General features: G+C 66.8%; 19 protein-coding genes and 1 tRNA gene. 7 read left to right on the forward strand and 13 right to left on the reverse strand.

Features of this window, described 5'->3' with window-relative positions:
* Positions 1 to 8: 8 nt before the first annotated feature.
* Positions 9 to 1,646 (reverse strand): long-chain fatty acid--CoA ligase, encoded by a 1,638-nt coding sequence (locus tag NS4_RS22880; RefSeq protein WP_063061560.1) that lies wholly within the window; start codon positions 1,644 to 1,646, stop codon positions 9 to 11.
* A gap of 572 nt (positions 1,647 to 2,218) precedes the next feature.
* On the opposite strand from NS4_RS22880, the gene NS4_RS22885 reads away from it, so the two are divergent.
* Positions 2,219 to 3,679, forward strand: a complete 1,461-nt coding sequence (locus NS4_RS22885) for a flavin-containing monooxygenase (protein WP_063061561.1) — start codon at positions 2,219 to 2,221, stop codon at positions 3,677 to 3,679.
* 78 nt (positions 3,680 to 3,757) lie between these two features.
* Positions 3,758 to 3,830 (forward strand) — tRNA-Arg (locus tag NS4_RS22890).
* 137 nt (positions 3,831 to 3,967) lie between these two features.
* On the opposite strand, the gene NS4_RS22895 is transcribed toward NS4_RS22890, so the two are convergent.
* The 4 genes from NS4_RS22895 to NS4_RS22910 form a co-directional block, all read right to left on the reverse strand.
* Positions 3,968 to 5,068, reverse strand: a complete 1,101-nt coding sequence (locus NS4_RS22895) for an IS630 family transposase (RefSeq protein ID WP_063061618.1) — start codon at positions 5,066 to 5,068, stop codon at positions 3,968 to 3,970.
* 142 nt (positions 5,069 to 5,210) lie between these two features.
* Positions 5,211 to 5,696, reverse strand: a complete 486-nt coding sequence (locus NS4_RS22900) for a TerD family protein (protein WP_084487614.1) — start codon at positions 5,694 to 5,696, stop codon at positions 5,211 to 5,213.
* 99 nt (positions 5,697 to 5,795) lie between these two features.
* Complete coding sequence (locus tag NS4_RS22905) at positions 5,796 to 6,182, reverse strand: hypothetical protein (RefSeq protein WP_063061563.1); 387 nt, start codon at positions 6,180 to 6,182, stop codon at positions 5,796 to 5,798.
* Positions 6,109 to 6,720: an efflux MFS transporter permease gene (locus tag NS4_RS22910; protein ID WP_157106185.1), complete on the reverse strand. Its 612-nt coding sequence runs from the start codon at positions 6,718 to 6,720 to the stop codon at positions 6,109 to 6,111. The genes NS4_RS22905 and NS4_RS22910 overlap by 74 nt, the downstream gene beginning before the upstream one ends.
* 160 nt (positions 6,721 to 6,880) lie before the next feature.
* Here NS4_RS22910 and NS4_RS22920 point away from each other — a divergent pair, with 160 nt between their 5' ends.
* Positions 6,881 to 7,393, forward strand: coding sequence for a hypothetical protein (locus tag NS4_RS22920; RefSeq protein WP_063061566.1), 513 nt, complete (start codon positions 6,881 to 6,883; stop codon positions 7,391 to 7,393).
* A gap of 488 nt (positions 7,394 to 7,881) precedes the next feature.
* Here NS4_RS22920 and NS4_RS22930 read toward each other — a convergent pair whose 3' ends face one another.
* The 6 genes from NS4_RS22930 to NS4_RS22955 form a co-directional block, all read right to left on the reverse strand.
* Positions 7,882 to 8,337, reverse strand: coding sequence for a DUF5994 family protein (locus NS4_RS22930; protein ID WP_063061568.1), 456 nt, complete (start codon positions 8,335 to 8,337; stop codon positions 7,882 to 7,884).
* Positions 8,334 to 8,915, reverse strand: a complete 582-nt coding sequence (locus NS4_RS22935; RefSeq protein WP_063061569.1) for a DUF5994 family protein — start codon at positions 8,913 to 8,915, stop codon at positions 8,334 to 8,336. The genes NS4_RS22930 and NS4_RS22935 overlap by 4 nt, the downstream gene beginning before the upstream one ends.
* Before the next feature lie 203 nt (positions 8,916 to 9,118).
* Positions 9,119 to 9,565: a hypothetical protein gene (locus NS4_RS32835; protein WP_174552125.1), complete on the reverse strand. Its 447-nt coding sequence runs from the start codon at positions 9,563 to 9,565 to the stop codon at positions 9,119 to 9,121.
* Positions 9,566 to 9,819: 254 nt separating this feature from the next.
* On the reverse strand, positions 9,820 to 10,275 hold the full coding sequence (locus NS4_RS22945; protein WP_063061570.1) for a DUF5994 family protein: 456 nt from the start codon (positions 10,273 to 10,275) through the stop codon (positions 9,820 to 9,822).
* A gap of 114 nt (positions 10,276 to 10,389) precedes the next feature.
* A complete protein-coding gene (locus NS4_RS22950; protein ID WP_063061619.1) occupies positions 10,390 to 11,400 on the reverse strand; it encodes a hypothetical protein in 1,011 nt (336 codons plus the stop codon).
* A gap of 10 nt (positions 11,401 to 11,410) precedes the next feature.
* Positions 11,411 to 12,745: a fatty acid desaturase family protein gene (locus tag NS4_RS22955; protein ID WP_084487615.1), complete on the reverse strand. Its 1,335-nt coding sequence runs from the start codon at positions 12,743 to 12,745 to the stop codon at positions 11,411 to 11,413.
* A gap of 321 nt (positions 12,746 to 13,066) precedes the next feature.
* Here NS4_RS22955 and NS4_RS22960 point away from each other — a divergent pair, with 321 nt between their 5' ends.
* Positions 13,067 to 13,810: a TetR/AcrR family transcriptional regulator gene (locus NS4_RS22960; protein WP_063061571.1), complete on the forward strand. Its 744-nt coding sequence runs from the start codon at positions 13,067 to 13,069 to the stop codon at positions 13,808 to 13,810.
* Here NS4_RS22960 and NS4_RS22965 read toward each other — a convergent pair.
* Positions 13,782 to 14,582, reverse strand: coding sequence for a TetR/AcrR family transcriptional regulator C-terminal domain-containing protein (locus NS4_RS22965; RefSeq protein WP_084487616.1), 801 nt, complete (start codon positions 14,580 to 14,582; stop codon positions 13,782 to 13,784). The genes NS4_RS22960 and NS4_RS22965 overlap by 29 nt on opposite strands.
* 991 nt (positions 14,583 to 15,573) lie before the next feature.
* Here NS4_RS22965 and NS4_RS22970 point away from each other — a divergent pair.
* The 3 genes from NS4_RS22970 (at position 15,574) to NS4_RS22985 (ending at position 18,132) form a co-directional block, all read left to right on the forward strand.
* Positions 15,574 to 15,864 (forward strand): hypothetical protein, encoded by a 291-nt coding sequence (locus NS4_RS22970; protein ID WP_063061572.1) that lies wholly within the window; start codon positions 15,574 to 15,576, stop codon positions 15,862 to 15,864.
* Positions 15,865 to 16,277: 413 nt separating this feature from the next.
* Positions 16,278 to 17,546, forward strand: coding sequence for a serine hydrolase (locus tag NS4_RS22980; RefSeq protein ID WP_169811803.1), 1,269 nt, complete (start codon positions 16,278 to 16,280; stop codon positions 17,544 to 17,546).
* 175 nt (positions 17,547 to 17,721) lie between these two features.
* Positions 17,722 to 18,132 (forward strand): hypothetical protein, encoded by a 411-nt coding sequence (locus NS4_RS22985; protein ID WP_157106186.1) that lies wholly within the window; start codon positions 17,722 to 17,724, stop codon positions 18,130 to 18,132.
* A gap of 251 nt (positions 18,133 to 18,383) precedes the next feature.
* Here NS4_RS22985 and NS4_RS22990 read toward each other — a convergent pair whose 3' ends face one another.
* Entirely contained in the window at positions 18,384 to 18,824 is a 441-nt protein-coding gene (locus tag NS4_RS22990) for a hypothetical protein (RefSeq protein WP_063061575.1), read from the reverse strand.
* Positions 18,825 to 18,833 lie beyond the last annotated feature (9 nt).

Consider the following 18,833-nt stretch of genomic DNA (forward strand, 5'->3'; position numbering starts at 1 on the left):
GCCGACCCTCAGTGCACGGTCGTGACGATCAACTCCCCGTCCGCGTGCTGTGCTCGCAACCGTTTCTTGTCGAACTTGCCGACGCTGGTCTTGGGCACCTCGGCGATGAAGGTCCAGTACTCCGGCAGCTGCCATTTCGCGAAACGTTCCGCGAGGAATTCGCGCAGCTCCGCCGGTTCCACCGACACACCCTCGGCCGCCACGATCGCCACCAGCGGACGCTCGTCCCACTTCTCGTCGGGAATACCGATCACCGCCGCCTCGGCCACCGCGGGATGACCCATCACCGCGTTCTCCAGATCCACCGAGGAGATCCACTCACCGCCGGACTTGATCACATCCTTGGACCGGTCGACCAGCGTCAGGTAGCCGTCCGGGCTGATCTTGCCCACATCCCCCGTGCGCAACCACCCGTCGTCGAATTTGCCGGGGTCCACCTCCACCCCGTCGGGTGAATAGTAAGAGCCGGTGATCCACGGCCCGCGGACCTCGACCTCGCCCAGGGAGGTGCCGTCATTGGGCACCACGTTCCCGTCGTCGCCCACCAGACGGGCCTGCACCCCGGCCGGGAACCGCCCCTGGGTGACCCGGTAGGCCCAGGCCTCGTCCTCGGTCACTCCCTGCGGCGGCTGCGCCACACTGCCCAGCGGCGAGGTCTCGGTCATTCCCCAGGCGTGGATCACCCGCACCCCGTGCTTCTGCTCGAACGCCTTCATCATCGACGGCGGCGCGGCCGAGCCACCCACCACCACCGAACGCAGATGCGTGATGTCCTGCGGATGAGCGTCCAGCGCGGCCAGCACCCCGCCCCAGATGGTCGGCACCGCCGCCGCGAAGGTGGGTTTCACCACCGCCATCATTTCCAGCAGCGGCACGGGCTGCAGGAACCGGTCGGGCATCAGCAGGTTCGCCCCGGTCAGCAGCGCCGCGTAGGGCAACCCCCAGGCATTGGCGTGGAACAGCGGCACGATCGCGAGCATGGTGTCGTCATTGCGCGTGCCCATCGACGAGGGCGTGGTGGCCTGCATGGCGTGCAGCCAGTTGGACCGATGGGAGTAGACGACCCCTTTCGGATCGCCGGTGGTGCCGGAGGTGTAGCACATCGACGACGGCGAGCGCTCGTCCAGCACCGGAAAGTCGAATTCGGCAGGGTATTTCGCCAGCAGCTCGGTGTAATCGTGCACGGTGACGCCTTCGGGCGCGGCCAGCGACGCGGCGTCACCGTTCACCACGATCACATGCCGGACCGTTTTCAGATGCGGCAGGTACTGGGCGAACATCGGCACCAGACTGGAGTCGACCAGCACCACCTGGTCCTCGGCATGGTTGGCCACGAAGATCAACTGCTCCGCCGAGAGGCGGATGTTCAGCGCGTGCAGCACCGCTCCCATGGCCGGGATCGCGATATAGGCCACGAAATGCTCGTTGTTGTTCCACATGAACGTGCCGACCCGGTCGCCTTCGCCGATACCCAGGTCGGTGAGCGCGTTGGCCAGCCGGGCCGAGTCGGCCCCGACCTCGCGGTAGGTCATGGTGCGCACCCCGTCCCCGGTCCAGGTGGACACCGTGGAATCGCCGACGAAGGTGGACGCGTAGCGCAGCAGCGTGGCCAATGACAGCTGGTCGTCCATCATGGTGCTCAACATCGGAAATACCCCTAACTCATCTGGGCGGCGGACGGTCGCGCGGTGCGTCCGGGTCACGCTCCTGTGAGACACAGGAACGGACATGACTCACATCACACACCGCCGAACAGTACCGTGCAGTAGCCGGGCGCGGTGAAGGTAGACAGAAACCGGGTGGATTCACCGGGGGCGCTGCTCAGCGCGGAGAAGAGGCGAACCGATGATCGGCGCCGGACGGCGGGATGGAACGCAATGCCCGCGACGCCCCCTGCGGGCCACCGGCACTGCGCCATCGCCGCCGAGCACTCCACTGTGATAACGGGGATTCCGGCCCGCTGCCAAGTCAGATAACGAAATGACATCCAAACGAGACACGAACCCGGTTCGCGACCCATTGATAGGACAAATACTCGCAGTTCAAAAGCCCGTGGACCACCGGTTTCACCCGTTCAGGCGGAAACCGCCGGGCCTGGCGAGCGCTCGCTTACATATGCACGGGCATCGCCTCCGCGGCCTGATTTCGTGGCCGGAAATCTCGATTCACTGACCGTCGTTCTCTTCGGCGGCACCGCCGCCCGACCTACCCTGAGCACATGACATCGCCGTCGATCATCATCATCGGGGCCGGGTTCGGTGGGCTCGGTATGGGACTGGAGCTCCTGCGTTCCGGAGTGAAAGATTTCGCCATCCTCGAGCGCGCGCAGGACTTCGGCGGCGTATGGCGCGAGAACACCTACCCCGGCGCGGCCTGCGATGTCCCGTCCCCGCTGTACTCGTGGTCCTTCGAACCGCGCTCCGATTGGCCCCGCCGCTTCTCCGAGCAGGCCGATATCCACGACTACATGCGCCGCGTGGTCGGCAAATACGATCTGCAACGCCACATCCGTTTCGGCACCGAGATCAGCGACGCCGAATACGACGAGACCACCGCGAAGTGGCAGATCCGCACCACCGGCGGCGAACAGCTCACCGCCGACGTCCTGATCTCCGCCGTCGGCCAGCTCTCCCGCCCCGCCATGCCGAACATCCCCGGTATCGACACCTTCGCCGGACCGGCGTTTCATTCCGCCGAATGGGACCACGCGATCGACCTCACCGGTAAACGCGTCGCCTGTATCGGCACCGGCGCCAGCGCCATCCAGTACATCCCCCGTATCCAGCCGCTCACCGAACACCTCACGCTCTTCCAGCGTTCCGCCGCGTGGGTCCTGCCCAAGGCCGACGCCGCCTACGCCCCCCGCCACCACGCCGTGTTCAAGTACATTCCGCCGGTCCGCTGGGCCGAACGCTTCGGCTGGTGGATGTTCTTCGAGGTCATGGCCCTGGCCCTCACCGACCTCCAGGGCATCCAGGCCCCTGTGGTGAAGGTCGCCGACGCCCACCGCACCCGCCAGGTCCCCGACCCGATCCTGCGCGAGAAACTCACCCCCGACTACGCCCCCGGCTGCAAACGCGCCCTCTTCTCCAACGACTACTTCCCCGCCCTGAGCCGGCCGAACGTCACCGTGGAGACCAACCCCATCACCGAGATCACCCCCACGGGCGTGCGCACCGCCGACGGAATCCACCACGAAGTCGATGTCATCATCTACGGCACCGGCTTCAAGGGCACCGAATTCCTCGCCCCCATGAACATCTACGGCGCGGGTGGCCGCAAACTCGCCGACACCTGGGCCGCCGAAGGCGCCCGCGCCTACCTCGGCGTCTCGGTACCGGAATTCCCCAACCTGTTCATGATGTACGGCCCGAACACCAACGTCGGCTCCGGCTCCATCGTCTACATGCTGGAAGCGCAGGCCCGCTACATCCGCCAGGCCGTCGAATACCTGCGCGAAAACCCCGGCCGGGGCCTGTCCGCCCGCCCGGAAACCGAACAGCGCTGGGACGATTGGCTACAGAAACGCCTGAAGGACACCCCCTGGAACTTCTGCTCCAGCTGGTACCGCAACGCCTCGGGCCGCATCACCAACAACTGGCCGGGCGCCACGGTCCTCTACCGCTGGAAGACACGCCGCTTCGACCCCGCCGACTACGAGACCAGCCGCGCGGCCTGACCCCGTCCGGGGCCGCTCCCCACGATGCGGCCCCGAAGCGGGTCACCCGGTAGACTCTGCCCACCGGCCACGGCCCGGGCCCTCGTAGCTCAGGGGATAGAGCACCGCTCTCCTAAAGCGGGTGTCGCAGGTTCGAATCCTGCCGAGGGCACAACCTGCGACAGCGTTTCCGCAGGTCAACAGGATTTCCTGATCCTCAACAGGCTTGTGAATAATCAATAGAACGCATATATGCAGGTCAAACGGTTGCCCTGATTCGATCCTCCAGGAAACACAAAACAAGGGCAACTAGTGTTCCGCGCCTGAAATCCGTTGAATATATCGGGCTAGGGAGTCGAGGATCTCCTCGGCGGTTTTCTTCCAGACGAACGGCCGGGGATTCTCGTTCCAGTGCTCGATCCAGGTGGTGACGTCTTTCTCCAGTGCCGCGACGCTTTTGTGGACACCGCGGCGGGTGATCTGGTCGGTGAGGTATCCGAACCAGCGCTCCACCTGGTTGAGCCAGGACGACCCGGTCGGGGTGAAATGGACGTGGAAGCGAGGGTGCCGGGCGAGCCATTCGTTGACGATCGGGGTCTTGTGGGTGGCGAGGTTGTCGCAAACCAGGTGGACATCGAGTTCGGCGGGCACGGTCTTGTCGATCGTGACCAGGAACTTGCGGAACTCGCTCGCGCGGTGGCGGCGGTGCAGCTCGCCGATCACGGTGCCGTCGGCGATATTGAACGCCGCGAACAGGCTCGTAGTCCCGTGGCGGGCGTAGTCATGGGTGCGGCGCTCGGGCATGCCCGGCATCATCGGCAGCACCGGCTGTGAACGGTCCAGGGCCTGCATCTGCGACTTCTCGTCCACACACAACACGACGGCCCGCTCCGGTGGATTGTGGTAAAGGCCGACGACATCGACCACTTTCTCCACAAACAGTGGGTCCGTCGACAGTTTGAACCCGTCGACCAGGTGCGGTTTCAGCTCGAACCGCCGCCAGATCCGCCCGATCGTCGATTTCGACAGCCCGGTCCGCTCGGCCATCGATGACCGGGACCAATGCGTGGCATCACGCGGTGTCTGTTCCAGGGTCAACGCCAGCACCTGTTCCACCCGGTCCAGCAGGATCGACGGCGGCCGGCCCGGCCGCGGCTCGTCGGCCAGCCCGGGCAGACCGTGTTCGATGAAGCGATTCCGCCACTTCGCCACGGTCATCGGCGTGACACCGACCGCTGCCGCCACATGCGCGTTCGCTGCTCCCGGCTCCGCGGACGCCAGCACGATCCGGCACCGCAGCGCATACGCCTGCGTCGAGGTCCCCGCCCGCGCACCCCGCACCAACTCCTGCCGCTGCGCCTCGGTCACCACCAACTCCGGACCCGATCTCGGCCGCCCCGTCCTCGCCACCACCGAATCCTACAATTAGCCAACGAATTTCAGGCGCGGTACACTAGATGTACTGTCCACGGATGTTGGACAGGTACGTCGCTACTTACCGTCCGGTCCGGATGTTGCCGGATCGACAACTCCGCCCCGGCCGCCGACTCACTCACCGGAACAAGGACTCCGGCACCACCGAGGAGGCGGGCGGATGGGTGACGGCGCAGGCCAGGTACCTCCCAACCTGGGGCACTGCCTCCACTGGATGCTGGGCGTTGACTGTGTCCGCAATTTCACGTAGCTGCCATCCGTGCTCGCCACGAACCAGCACTGCCAGGACGAAACCGCTGGCGGCGTACAGGCTCAGGTCGTGCCGCAGCAGTTCGGTCCCGTCGCGCGCATCCACCAACCGGTAGAACGGATTCTCGATTTCGGCGAAGCTCTGCCCCGTGTAACAGGTGACCAACAGGACGATCCGGTCGACCACAGCCGGAACGCGGGTGAAATCGATCGAGACGACCTCGTTGTCGCCTTTGCCGTCACCAGTGACACTGTCACCGAGATGCCGCACGGAGCCGTCTTGGGAGCCCGACCACGAGCAGCACGCCCGGGCACGAGAGTTCCTACAGCAGTGCCGGGAACGGGCCCTCGACAGCGCCGAACGACTGCGCCGCCACCTGGCCTACGCCAACGAATTCGGCGAACTCCTCGACGCCCGCACCCACCCCTGACCCGGGCCCCGCCCGGAAGTCACCTACCGGCCGGGGTCGGCGGTATCGCGGTGGGCGGGAAGCAGCACCGTGGCGGCCGCAGCCGCCACCATCGCCACCGTGATCGCGGTGAACGCCCGGTTGTAGCCCTCCAGACCACCTGGGGCGGCCACCGTGATCAGCACCGCCAATCCCAGCGCCGCGCCGATCTCCTTGGTGGTGGTCATCAACCCTGCCGCCGCACCCGCATCCGCACCGGCCACCCCGACAGTGACCGCAGCGGTGACCGGGGTGTTCAACAGGCGGCCCACGTCGATGCTGAACACCACCGCCGGACCGAGAATCCCGGCCACATAATTACTGCCGGTGTGCAGCTGGGCCTGCCGCACAAACCCGGCCGCCGCCACCACGGCACCCACCGCGATCAGCACCCGGGAATCGAACGACCGCATCAACCCCGGCGCCGATCACGATGGCGGCCAAGGTGTGCGGCAGGAACGCCAGCCCGGTCTGCATCGAAAGCGTGAGAAAGTACCACATCGGATTCAGGCAGGCACCGGCCCACAGCAGGATCAGGTTCCCGTCGGTCACCGACCGGATCCGCAACAGCCGTACCGGGATCAACGGCGCCCGCACCCACCGCGCCTGCACCATCACGAAAACCGCCAGCAGGACGGCGCGCGCGGCGAGCCCGGCCAGCGTGGACACCGCAGTCCAGCCGCGGTCCGCAGCCTGCCCGACCCCATATGCCGGGGTGACGAGCCCCACGGTGACCAGCACCGCCTCCGCGACATCCAACCGCGGCCGGAGAGCCGGGCGGTCCGCGGTGATCACCCGCACTGCCACCACCAGCACGAGGGTCCCGATCGGGACGTTGATCAGCAGCGTTGTCCGCCACGACCACCACTCGGTCAGCACACCCCCCCACAGATTTCCCGGGGTGCCGCCGGCCACCCCAGCGCGGTCCATACCGCCAACGCCCGCGTCCGGGCCGCGCCCGCGGCGAAGGCCGCGGCTACGATCGCCAACGTCACCGGCGCCAGCACCGCCGCCCCCACACCCTGCACCGCCCGGGCCCCGATCAGCCACGCCCCCGAACCGGCCATACAGCAGGTCGGTTCGGGTCGGCATGAAGGTTCGGTGGTCCCATCCCTTCGGTGACGGCACCTCCGGATCGACGTTCGGTGCGGATGGTCCGATCGCCGATACGGGCGCGGACGGCACGGCTGTGGAGTACGGTCGGCGGCGCAGGTTCGATGAGGTGGTCGCCTGGTGCGCGGCGTGCACCGATCTCGCCGACCGCGGGTATCCCGAATGTTGGCGTGGACCGGTCTGGGCCCGAGTGTCGAGTCCGCAGGACCAGGATATGCACCAGCGGCGTCTTTACTACGGGGACGGCTTCGGTCTGGACCGAGACGGCCGGGACCTGGTCCTGGCCGTCTGGCAAGTCCATATCGCGCCGGCCGAGGAACTGGCCGCGGTGTGGCTGGCAGCCGAAGCGTCGAGCACGCACGCCGAGAGTTGGCGGCCTCCGCGCACGTCGCCCGCGACGCCGGTGCCTCATGGGCCGGTATCAGGCGCGAGACCGGTGTCTCTGCGCAGATTGCGCGCCAGGGGTGGCCCGACCCCCGCCGACCACTGACGCACGGTGGGAGACCGGCCCCCAACGGTGCAGCCCCGGCGCAGCCGGGCAGGTCTCCGATTCTGGACAGCCGAGCAGCTGGGAATGGTCCGACGAGATCACGGCCTTGCGCGGCTCCGGCCCCTGCGAGGTGAAACCGACCACCGAACTGCTGTTGAAGCACAAACACCCCGACGACCGCGCCCAGGAACACTTGGCCCCGGTGATCGAGACCGGACAGCCGTTCCGTAGCCGCCACCTCACCACCGCCCCACGAACAGCCCACACCCCCGCCGCTGGCAGCCTCGGGCTGCTCGAGCACGGCACCGAGCCACCAACGGCAGGTCCAGAGAGAAGCTGACTGTTCAACCCACCTCCGGCACCGCCGACATAGCCATTCGAGCACCGGATAAACATCCCCCGGTCGGCGCCCACTTCCCGCGCGCCCGGCCACGCGCCAGCTCCCGAAGCAGCATTCGGGCGGGGCCGCCGCTCCGGAAAAAGCCCGTTCATTGTTCCGAATGGTCCGCGACGGGGCGGACGGCGGCGCGCATCTGCGCTTCGGCGCGGGCCGCAGTTGTGGCGGGATCGATCACCAGCAATCGTATGCACCGATCGTGCAGGCCGAATACGTACATCACCGTGTCCGGTTGGTCCGGCAGGGGTCCGGTGACCTCGATCCCGTCAGGCGGGTCGATTCCCCGCTGGGACAGGCTCAGCGAATTCCAGTCGAAGGCGATCCGTGTGGTGACCCCCAGTCGTGTGGTGAGGGCGCTGATCAGATCGTGCAGTTCGTTGGTGACGTTGTCGGTTCTGGGCCACCATGCACCGTCGATGCGTTCGGGACGTTGCGCGGGCGCGCCGAGCAGTAGTCGCGGTGTGCGGGTGGGTGCGGCGAACGGTTGTCCGCCGCCTGTCGTGGCCTGGAATCGACCGGAACCTGTAGTCTGCGGGTCATATGTCATACCGACCTCCTTGGAGTCACCTGAGTGAAGGTGCTGCCTGCCGGGACCAGGGCTCGGCCACCTTCGTCGTCCCAGCGGAGCAACGCGTCCGCGTTCTGCGTGTACTCGAGCATCTGCCGATCGGTGTCCGCCACCAGTTCGTGGGCGGTGAGTTCGTTGCCGGGCCGGGACGCGGCGGACAGCAGCGCCTGCGCGGTCGCGGGCCCGGTGAGCGGGGGTATCACCAGCAGCACGAGGCGGGTCCGGTCCACGCCGAGGACACAGACGGTATGCGCGGGTAGATGCCGATAGCCGTCCAGACGAACCGAACGTCCGCCGAGCGTCGTCCGCTTCGGCGCGGGTTGCCAATCGTCGGTGTTGTACATGATGCGATCGACCGGGCGAACTCGCCCGCGCTGTAGCGCCTCGACATCGAGAGCGGCCAGCTCGGCGACCAGATCGTCGGTGTGCGGCCACCAGGCACCGTGCACTGTCCCGAGTCGCGGTGTCGATCGCCGCCGCGATGCCGGCGGCGGGCCGGTGCAGAGGGAGAAGCGGGTGGAGCGATCCAGACGGATCCGCTCGTGTTGCAGCGTCATCGCGACGCTCCTGACCGGGACCGAGTGGTCCCTGCTCATTGAAGGGTGGGTGAAGGCTCATTCAAGGGTGGGTGAAGCTCCGAGGAAGATCACCCGAAGTGCCCGGCCTCGGATGCTCGAGATCTCGGTACGGCGGGTGGCCGATGGGCCTCGGTGGCCGGGCTTCGGCGCCGGGCGGAGCGCGCCGGCTATCGAGCGCCTGCTCAACCGAAGATCTGGCTCAAACCGCGGCGGCGGTGTGCGGGCTGATCGGCGGAGTACGGCGCGGCGGCGTAACCGGGCCCCTCACCGGCGATATCGGTGGTACCGGTGTGGGTGTAGTAGGTGGGGGCTCCCCGCTCCGCGCCGATCGGCGGGTGCGCCTGGCCGGCAGAGTTGTCGCGACGCGTTGCTTCGAGTTCGCGGCGGGCGGCACGTCCACGGCGGGCGCTACGGCGAGCCCCGGCCAGCAGCAATGCCAGCCCGGCGATTCCGATACCGCCGACCACGATGCCGTAGAGGAACAGCACCCCTGTGGAGCCGGTGACGTGGTAGCCGAACACCGCGAAGTTGTCGGTCAGCGTGTGGGCGGAGCCGCTGTTGGCGAACACTCCCGCGACACCGACGAGTACAGCGGCGACAAGGATGACGAGTCCGATGATGACGATCATGGCGATCCCTCGGATCTGTTGGGTACTTCCAGTAGACTCCGCTCGCGACCTGGTGTCAACAGTGTAGGTCTACGGTTTCAACATCCGACGCCGGGCCCACCGCCCGTATGGGGTCCTGTGGACAGAACGCGGCTCACGCCGTCGTCCGCCGGCCGGCGCGACGCGGCGGGGCCCGGCCGATCTCGACAGCGCCGGACACTGCCGCGTACCGGCGCCGACGCCCGGCAGTCGGGCCGCCGCAGGGTCCGGTCGGCTCACGGGCCCCGTTGCGGCGCAGCTTTCCGCCGCGCCCTCAGCCATGCCTCGATTTCGGGCCCTGCCCCGCTTCCGGAATCCCGCCGCGGCCGGCCCGCGCTCGTGGCGGCGGCGACCGGAGTGATGAGCCGAAGGGTCAGCGTAGCGCCGTCCCCGACGATATCGAGAGTGCGCGCCTGCCGGCGCCGGTAACCGTCGAGCCGAACACACCGGCCGCCGCTTTCCAGTTCACCTGGTGCGGTGGACCACTCGTCGAGGTGATAGATCACGCGCCGGACCGGCCCGAATCCGGGCTGCAGCGCCGCGAACAGACCCGCGAGCTCGGCGACGAGGTCCCGGCTGTGCGGCCACCAGACACCGTCGGCTTTCTCGTCGGCGGCACCCAACTCCAGCCGTACGCGGCGGGTCGACCACTCCTGCCGACGAGCGTCGAACGCGTTCGGTTGTGACGTCATGATCGACACTCCTGTCGCGGCCGTGCTGCGGCCTGTCATGGTGATTCGGTTCGGAACCGGCGCGTGTCCGAGGCGTCTGATCGACGGACGAGCGATTACCGGCCCGCGCATCGGTTACGACGGCTCTCGCGCCAACCGCCGAGCTTGCTGCTGAGTGGAGAGCAGCGCGAGTGTCGCCTCGGCGCCCTGATTTTCGTTGCTGCCGGTGTGCTCCAGCCCGTCGGAGCAGCCGTTGCTCTCCGGATCGAGCAACGGGGTACCGATATCGTTCGCGCCACGAAACCATGCCTCGCACAGCATGACGGCTTCATTCCAGCGTTGGTCACCCGTGGTGTCGTAGGCGCGGGCGCAGGCATCGGCCAGGCACGCGACCTCGACGGGCTGCTGGTCGAAGCCGGGCCGAGGCTCCCCGGTCGCCCAGCCCTCGACCGGAGTCACGGAGAGGTGATCGCCGGCCGTCTCGGTCTCGAGCAACCAGCGCAACATCGCCAATCCGTCCGCCTGTATACGTTCTCTGCCGGGTATCGAGCCGACTGCGAGCAACGCCTCTGCCAGCACGGCGTTGGCGTACTCGAGTCGCGGCTCGGGCCACCGCCAGTCGAATCTGCGAGTCGGCGCGCCGATCAATATCGCCGTATCGTCCAGATAGTTACGGGCACAGTGGTTCACCGGATCGACGCGCAAAACCTCGGCCGCACCCAGTGCGCCGAATGCCATCGCACGAGCCGACCGGGGCCGCTGCCGGGCAGCGGCCATGAAACGCGCCAGCGCGGTCCGCGCCAGATCGGGCCGGTGCGCGACGACCGTGCCCAGGGCCCACAACGCGCGGCCCCAGTGGTCGTCGAGGCTCGGTTCGTCCTGCCAGTGCCGGTCCGATCCGCGCCGATTGTGACAACGCCCGTCCGGAGTGAGCGCATCGACCACGAAGTCGAAGTACACCTCGGTGAGGGCGAGCAACTGTTGGGTGGGTTCGGTTTCACGAACGGCGACGACGAGGCCGCGGGCGACATCGTCGACACAGTAGCCGTATTCGACGAGGGGCTCGATGAGCCTCGCGTGCTCGAAGATCCCGCATTCGTCACTGAGCCGGAACAGATGGGCGTAGGAAACAGTGATCGTATTCATGCGTACTGCCTCACACCACCGCGCGATGAACACCACGGGCCACCGCAGGTTTCCGGGTAGGTACCGGGAGGTCCACCTGTTCGAATCTGCACCTTTCCGCCTTTCTTCGTCTGCCCGGCCTCGACTGCGCCGCCAACGCGCGCAGTGCCGAGCGCAGGCCGCGCCGGCCGGTCGAGCCGAGTTCGCTGCTGCCCGATCGGCCGTTCCCCCGTGCGTCGTGACCGTGGAACTTCTTCTCCGAGGCCGTTTCGGGCGCATCGTCGCTCGTCGCGGTCAGAAAGCTGTCCGGCAGGGCGAGTTTGAGGATGGTGCGCAGGGTGAGTAGGTATTGGCGCAACAGGGGGCCGGTGGTGTAGGGGAGGTCATACTCATCGCACAGCGCCCGCACCCGGTGACTCATCTCGGCGTAGCGGTTGCTGGGCAGGTCCGGGAAGAGATGGTGTTCGATCTGATAACAGAGGTTTCCGCTCAGGAACGCGAGGATCGGCCCGGCGTCGAAGTTGGCGGTACCCAGCATCTGCCGCAGATACCACTCCGCCTTCGACTCCGCCTCGACCACGGCGGGTTCGAATTTCTCTGCACCGTCGGGAAAGTGGCCGCAGAAGATCACGACATACGCCCACAGGTTGCGCGCCAGGTTGGCTGCCGCGTTCGCCGCCAGGGTCCGCCGCCACCGCCGCCCGCTCAGCGCCGGGAACAGCACATAATCCTTGCCGACCTGTCTGCCGATCTTCTTCACGAACGCTCTGGTCTCCGCAGCCTTTCCCATAGGGGTGGCGACGCGATCACGTTCGGAATACAGGTCGTGCAGAGCGATACCCCATTCGAACACCGCCGCCAGCAGAAGATTCTGGAACGGCTGCAACAGTAACCGGGGCCGCCACGGCTGGTCTCGGGTCACCCGCATCACACCGAAACCGATATCGTCGTCCATACCCAGCACATTCGTGTACACGTGGTGACGGAAGTTGTGGGCGTAGCGCCATTGGGAGGACAACCCCGCCATATCCCATTCCCAGGTGCCGGAATGAATTTCGGGATCGTTCATCCAATCCCATTGACCGTGGCAGATATTGTGGCCGAGTTCCATGTTCTCGATGCTCTTGGCCACCGCCAGTCCAGCGGTTCCCAGCGCCCAGCCCACTGTGCCCCGGCCGTGGGCGATGACCAGACGAGAGGTCGCGTCCAGCCCGCGCTGTAGGGCGATGGTGCGGCGGATATAGGCCGCGTCCCGCGCGCCTCGTTGCGCCACGATGTCCCGTCGGATCGCGTCGAGCTCGAGGCCGAGCGCTTCGACATCAGCGGGGCCGAGGTGCGCGTAGACAGCGACTTCGGTGATTGCCATTGTTCATCCCCTCGAATCGCCAGGAGTTGTGCCGTGGCCGAGCCGACGCCGGGCGCCTGCACCCATTGCCCGCGCGCAAGGGGCGGGTCAGCGCTCGCCCATGTTCGCCTTCGCTGCCCGAACTCAATGGGTGATCTTGCTTGTCGTGGCCATCGAAATGATCCCGTCTCCGGATGCGTATCGGACCGCGGCCATCCGGAATCGTCCGACCGGTCGACTCATGAACCCGGGCATGTCCACATACTAAACTGGAGATACATCGTCTGTCTACGGTGTAGAATAACGTTGTTATCAACAGAAGATGAACAGGCGGCGTGTGCGATGAACGAGACGAGAGCCGGGCCGTCCGACGGGCGGGACCGACCGGACGATCATACGGAGAATCGCGGTGCACATCCGCTGACCCGCCCGGCCATCCTGGCCGCCGCCCTCGACATCATCGACCGTGACAGCATCGACCGGTTGTCGATGCGACGCCTGAGCAACCGACTCGGCCACGACCCGACCGCGCTCTACCGGCACGCCGCCAGCAAGGCCGCACTCCTCGACGGCGTCACCGAGTTCGTGCTCGGGCAACTGACTGTCGACTCCACCGACCCCGACTGGCGCCACCAGCTCCGCCTGGTCGCCCGGGATTTCCGCAGACTCGCGGTGGCGCATCCGCGGGTGGTGCCGCTGCTGGTCACCCGTTCGCTGGCCACGCCGCTGGGCCTGCGGCCACCAGGCACACTGCGCCCGCTGGAGGACATGCTCGACCTGCTAAAGCGAGCCGATTTCAGCGGAAGCGACGCCCTGCACATCTATCGCGCGCTGTTCGGGTTCCTCTACGGGCACATCCTGAACGAAGTACAGGAGATCGTCGACCGGCCCGAGGAAACCACGGACCTGCTTCGACTCGGCCTGCACCATTTACCGATCGGCGAGTTCCCACTGCTGCGCGGACTCGCATCACAGTTGGCCGCCTACGACGGTGCCACCGAATTGGAACGCGGCCTGGACACCCTGCTGGCCGGCCTCGCCACCACCATCCACCCGGCTACACCACGCCAGAAGTACCCGGGGTGACCCGTCCCCCGGCCGCAGGCGCGTCGCCCGGACCCGGCAGGACGGCGTCACCCGGCGGCAGTGCCGCGGGATGCGGCCCGGGCATCGTCACCGCGAGGCCGGCCAGCAGGATATCCAGCCCACGTTCGAGCTCCACCGCGCCGTCATAGGCCGCGAGCACCGGCGCCAAACCCCGTACGAGCGGGAATTCACCGATCGGCAGCCGATACAAACCCAGCCGAAGCAGGTCATCGGTCTCCTCCGGGCGCTCCACGATCTCCTGCAACTCGTTGAGGACGTGCCCGTAGAGGAACCCGAACAGCGCGCGATAGATGTGCAACGCGTCGACCACGGTGTACCCGGCTCGGGTGAGCAGCGCGAGCATGTCCTCCAGCGGCCGCACCACCGCCGGCGGGCGCTGCCCCAGGGGGGTCGCCAGCGGCCGGGTCACCAGCAGCGGCACCACCCGCGGATGCGCCAACGCCACTCGCCGGAACTCCCGGGCAACGCGACGCATTTCGGTGACCCAATCGGAGGCCGTGGCATCGACCGACAATTCGGCGAACACCACCTCCGCGACACCGTCGAGCACCGCCGCCTTGTTCGGCACATGCCGGTAGATCACCATCGGATCACGACCCACCGCCTCGGCCAGGCGCCGCATCGATAACCCGTCGATCCCGTCGCGGTCGACGATCACCAGCGCCGCATCAAGTACAGCCGCCCGGGTCACCGACCTGTCCCGGCGACCGGCACCGGCTTTCCTGCGGCTGCCCGAGGGTTCGGCAATCACGAAGGCGCTCCATTCTCCGGGCGGATATCCGATATGTAGATCTACAACGTAGGCACAGGACGGGCGCCGCGTCCAGCGCCGGTAACCGCCGACCGTCGGCGCCGAGCCCCGGCATCAGCTGCGTGGCGGTGACGAGTTTTCGGCAAGATCATGTAAGGCGCCGAGAGTGCCGATGCCGTCGACGTCGTGAACCGGGGGGGGAGCCGCGTCGTACAGCCCTGAACGGGTCGTATAGCCCTGCGTGGACAGCCGCCTCGCCTTGTGAAAAATCACTGCCGTCACCCATTGTAGGCCTACATCGTCCATTGTAGGCCTACATCGTTGACATCAGGTTCTGCGCAGGGTTTACTTGGATTGATATCGACTCGAGGACTATCGGCCCGCCATCGTCCACGCGGCTGATACAGGAGCCTATATCCGCTGGGGTACCGGCGGCATGGTCAGTGATCTCATACCGCGCGCATCGGCGAGGCCCGAACTGTTTCGAGAAGTTTCCTCCGTTCGCCGCACCCGCCCGGCCGAGCGTCGGCGTGACATGGACCGGCGGAGCATCCGGACCGGCCCGCTCGGGTTCAGTTCGACGTCGGGTTCGGTTCGAGGTAGTCCCCGCAAGGGGTCGCACCGCAAGTCCCGCATCTGGCGGGCATGACAGGAGAACACAGTGATACGCAACAAGGCCGATACCGTTCGGGGCGGCACATCCAGCGTTGTGACAGGTGCTGAGCCGGCAGTAGTGCGCTGGCCCGACCCCAGCCCATTGGCCGGCTGGTGGGACGAAATCATGCGCCACGACCACCCGATCGCCGCCGAATGATTCGACGGTCCATAGCCCTTTCTGTTCACGGGGGCCGGGAAATCGCATTGATGCGGGCACGACTCGCAGAACTGCGGCGGGATTCGATCATCTGCTCGTGAGGAACTCCCCATTCCCACACCCGACCGGTCCCGTCACCGTCCGCTCACCGCGCCAACCGCGGCCGCGACTCCTACGATGGAATCGGACCCGCACTCGGCGAACTCGCCGCCCGCGATTCCGCCGACCCCGGCCGTGCCGTACTGCGTGACGAGATCATCGGGCGTTGCCTGCCACTGGCCGACCATATCGCTCGCCGCCACGCCGGCCGCGGCGTCGAATTCGACGACCTACAACAAACTGAAGGAACTCCGCGGCCGGATCACCACCGTCACACCTCTGCTCACGCAGAAACTGGGCAACACCCCCACCGCCCGCGACCTCGCCACCGCACTCGACACCGAGATCGAGGAGATAGCCAGGCACTGATCGTGCAGTTCTCCGCTCTCCACCATCGCCGAGGCGCCCATGATTACAGCCTTCCATGACAGCCTGATCGATACATGCCTTGACCAGCCAGTTTCGTCACATCCGGTAGGTGCCCACTATGACCAGGCGTTTCCCACTTGCCCATGTTTTGCGAATCCTGCCGAGGGCACTTACCTGCCACTACGTTCCTGCAGTTCAGTGCGGATCTCCGGCGTCACCGGTTCGATGCCCCCAAGGGCACCATTTCGCCGTTTTCCATGATTTCGAGCACCTTGTACGGACTGTCAGATAAGAACGGGGGAGAGCGCTGGGAATCGCGGTCCTGGCCGGACTGTTCGAACTGTAGGTGTCGGCGGTAGTCGGATCTCATCGGGGGTGCGGCGATGGTGGACGGATTGCCTAGCATGCCGTCTATGGGGTTTCGAGATACCGATGCCGCGCACGCACCAGGCGAGCCGATACCCGGTCACCACGTCGGCCGCGATCGCCTCGGGCGCGCTGCCGAGGCGCGGGCGCACGGCGGTGCGAGGTGGATCGAGGCGGCGATCGCCCTGCTGACAGGTCTACTCATGTGCGCATGCACCGGAGAAGCGCCCGCCCCGGCAGCCACCGACGATGTCCTGGGCACAGTCGTGCACGACACCTTCACAGCGTTGCGCGAGGCTCACGACATCCCCGGGATCGCGGTGGGTGTGGTCCACCGGGACCGGACCCGCCTCTTCGAGTTCGGCACCACCGCGCCTGGCGGTGATCGCCCGGTCACCGAGCACACGATCTTCGAGATCGGCTCGGTCAGCAAGTTGTTCACCACATTGCTGACCGGTTCCGCCGCCGACCGGTTGCGGCTCGACTTCGACGACACCCCAGGCCGGTACCTGCCGCAACTACGGAGTCACCCGATCGACAGCGCGCGGATCAGGGATATTGCGACCTACACGGCGGGTGGTCTGCCGCAGCAATTTCCCGCCGAGGTGACGACCGAGGCCGAGATGTGGCGCTACTTCCAGCAGTGGCGCCCGACGTACCCGATGGGGAGCACCCGCCTCTACGGGAACCCGGGTATGGCCCTGCTGGGTCAGACGGCCGCCGCGGCACTCGGTCGCCCGTTCGAGGACGCGATGCGTGCCGAGATACTCGAGCCGCTCGGCCTCCGGAACACCTACTTCGATGTACCCGCACACAGGCAGGACGACTACGCCTGGGGGACAGCGCGATCGGGTGCTCCGGTACGGGTTACTCCCGGTCCGGGAGATACCGAGGCCTACGGGTTGAAAACGACCGCGTCCGATTTGCTGTCGTTCGTCGCGGCGAATATGGACAACCGGCGCGCTCCGCTCGCCCTGCGCGGACCGCTGGACGCGGCCCGGCACGGCTACTACCGAGTCGGATCGATGACACAGGCCCTGGGCTGGGAACGCTTCGACTACCCCACCTCACTCGAGGCGCTGCAGGCCGGCAACTCGGCCGATATCATCAACCGGCCCCAGCCGGTCGAACCGGCCGCGGCCGGTTCCGGTCCGGCGTTGTTCGACAAGACCGGATCCACCGGCGGATTCGGCGCCTACGTGGCTTTCGTACCGAGCCGTTCCATCGCCGTCGTCGTGCTGATGAACCGGAACATCCCGATACCCGCCCGCGTCACCGCTACCCACCGGGTGATCGAAGCCCTCGACTCCCCCTAGCGACGACACTTCCGCCGAGGACCGCGCCCACGGCGTAGCCGAGGTCGCGCCACACCCGGTAAACACCGACAACTCGACCCCGCCGGGCCGGGAATTCCTTCTGTTGGTAATTCGACTTCGGGATGCATACGATTTCGGGAATTGTGTTGTAGTGCGGCGGAAGAGAGAAAACTCGGTGTCCATCCCCAAGAGAAATCCCCGGCGGCTATCGATCGTGGGCGCGGTGATATCCGGTCTCGTGGCCGTGGCGGTATCGACGACCGTCGGCGTGGGGTCTGCTCGGGCGATGCCGCCCGGTGACGCGTTCTGTTCAGAGGTTCCGGTCGACAGCCGTCTCGATATCGAATGCACGAATACCGATGTGGGCCCGGCAACCGTCGGAGCATTCGTCATGTGCAGCGACCTCCGCCCGCTGATCCTGGAGGAACGGATTCGCCCCGAATCGACAATCCGGTTGAGCCAGGACTGCGGCCCGGGCGCACACCCGATCTCGTGGAACGTGAACGCCAAAACCGACTACCAGCGCGACCGCGAACGCGAGGCCGAAATCGACCACGAACGCCTCTCCGGCCACGATCACATCTGACACCGCGGTTCGGTCTCCGAGCGATCCCGCGAGGGCGATTACCGACGCGCCCACCAGCCGGGACGCCTTCCGGCAGACGCGCCGGATTGCCATTCTCCGAAAGCGGCCCGGCACTGCGAGACCTTCCATGAGAGGTAATCGGGCAACAGGCGGAACGCGGCATCACCGGTGAGCGGGCCGATTGCGCGGAAATCACGTCGGCCGAGTGTCGATACCGCGGTTTCGTATCTTTCCGCCGATGAACGGCACCCTCAAAACGACGCACCCAACCAGGACGCGAACCCGACCAGGCTCTCACTCTGCCGACGTTGGGCAGCAGCGATCCCATGCAGGGTCTCGCGGACCGCGGGATGGAGGCGCGTCTGCTGGGGAGCGGCTGCGCGGGCCCGGTTCAGAGCGACCAGGGCTTTGTCCGGCTTTCCTGCCATCGGCCAGGCCCGGGCATTGTCCTGCCAGTGATGACCGAGGCGAGTCGGTGGTGCGCCGACCGCGGCGGTGAGTTGAGCGCCCTCGACAGCGGCGCGGTGGGGATCGCCTGCTTCGAGTTCGACCGCGTGCCGGTGGATGCGAGCATTCAGCGGCCCGAACGCACTCAGGTACAAGTCGGTTTCACCGGTCCGCCGCGCCGTGTCGGCCGCTGCGTTCACATGGTCGAGCGCGTTGGCGTAGTTCAGTTTCCGAGCTTCGTTCACCGCCGCCGC

It is taken from the genome of Nocardia sienata NBRC 100364 (assembly GCF_001613205.1).
GTDB classification, from domain to species: Bacteria; Actinomycetota; Actinomycetes; order Mycobacteriales; family Mycobacteriaceae; genus Nocardia; species Nocardia sienata.